Origin of the sequence: Actinokineospora sp. (assembly GCF_050699995.1) — a bacterium.
Classification (GTDB): Bacteria; Actinomycetota; Actinomycetes; order Mycobacteriales; family Pseudonocardiaceae; genus Actinokineospora.
Genome location: NZ_JBOHGC010000236.1, coordinates 1 through 1,333 on the forward strand (window position 1 = coordinate 1; position 1,333 = coordinate 1,333).

2 protein-coding genes are annotated in these 1,333 nt (G+C 69.9%); both read right to left on the minus strand.

Annotated features, from left to right (window positions below; translation table 11 throughout):
• A partial coding sequence (locus tag ACRDSQ_RS12660; protein ID WP_431421155.1) for an ATP-binding protein occupies positions 1–248 on the minus strand: 248 nt, incomplete at its 3' end.
• Positions 245–1,333, minus strand: a 1,089-nt coding sequence (locus tag ACRDSQ_RS12665; protein ID WP_431421157.1) for a Mu transposase domain-containing protein, incomplete at its 5' end; no start/stop codon positions are given. The genes ACRDSQ_RS12665 and ACRDSQ_RS12660, both read right to left, overlap by 4 nt.

Sequence of the window (1,333 nt, forward strand, 5' to 3'; positions counted from 1 at the left end):
TTGGGGCTGGCGTGGAAGTCGAACTCCTCCAGGGTGGTCTGTGCGTCGAAGTGGGCGCGGCGCAGTCGGCGGCCCATCGCGGTCAACTCCCGGCGGCCGATCTCGTCGTGGCAGAGGACTTGCAGGAACTCCAGGTGGCCGAGTTCCCCGCCGCGGGCCTGGGCGAGGCGGGCGTCGAGGGTGTCGAGCATCCCGGAGAGCTTGAGCGTGCGCAGGGCGTCGCGCAGCGCGGTGTCGATGACGGTCACGATGCTTCCTCACTGTCGGTGGCGGTGCCGGCCGGGTTGGGCTCGGTCAGGGCGGGGGTGTGGTGATCGCCGGGCTCGTCGTGGGCATCGGTGTCGTGGTCGACGCCCGTGGTGGCGTGGTCCGCGGCGGGCTCGGGGTTCGGGGTGGGCAGGGCCACGACGTTCGCGAACAGCCGCGAAGGACCATGCAGATGCGCCGCGGCACCCCCGTCGCCGGTCAGCTCCGGCGGCGGGTCGGCCTCGGTGCCGGCGGCCAGGATCCCTTTGACCGTGCGATAAGTGGGGTCGCCGACCTCGATCGCCCGGGCGCAGGCCTTCTCCAGCCGGGCTTGCCCGTGTTTGTCGGCCAGCCCGAGAACCCCTTGGGCGGCGCGCAATCGGAACAGGGCGTTGACCTCCAACAAGCCCGCGATGAGCGCGACGCAGGACGGGCCGATGTCGGCGGCCTGGGCGCGGCACCAGGTCGGCGTCCGCATCGTGAACGCGATCTTCTCCGGCGGGTAGTGCGACAAGTCGGTGGACTTCCCGGCCGGTCGGCGGCCGTGGGTGGCGATCAGCTCGCCGTTGTCGAAGATCTGCACCACCGTCGGTGTCTCCCGGGCGTCGACCCGGCGGCCGATGTGTCGCCACGGCACCGAATACAACGACTTGCCCACCCGGACGTGAATGTCCGGGCCGATGATGCCCGTCGACCACGTGGCGAGCGTGAACCGCTTACGAGGCAACGGGTTCAACTCACGGGCTTCGACCGCGTCGAACACCGACATCGGTGCGGCGCCGCCCAGCGGGCGGCACTGCCTGCGACCGGCCACCTCCCGGCACCACAGCACTGCCTGTTCCTGCATGTGTTGCAGGGACACGAATTCCCGACCGCGCCAGTACGAATCCCGAACATAGGGCATCGGGCGTTCCACCCGCGGCTTGTCCTTCGGCTTCGCCGCCCGCGCCGGGTCGACCAACGTCCCGTAGTGCTCGGCCAACTCCGCATAGGACCGGTTGATCTTCGGGTCGTAGAGGTCCGGTTTGTCCACCCCGGTCTTGAGGTTGTCGGGCACCAACCGGGCAGGCACCCCACCGAAGAAGTC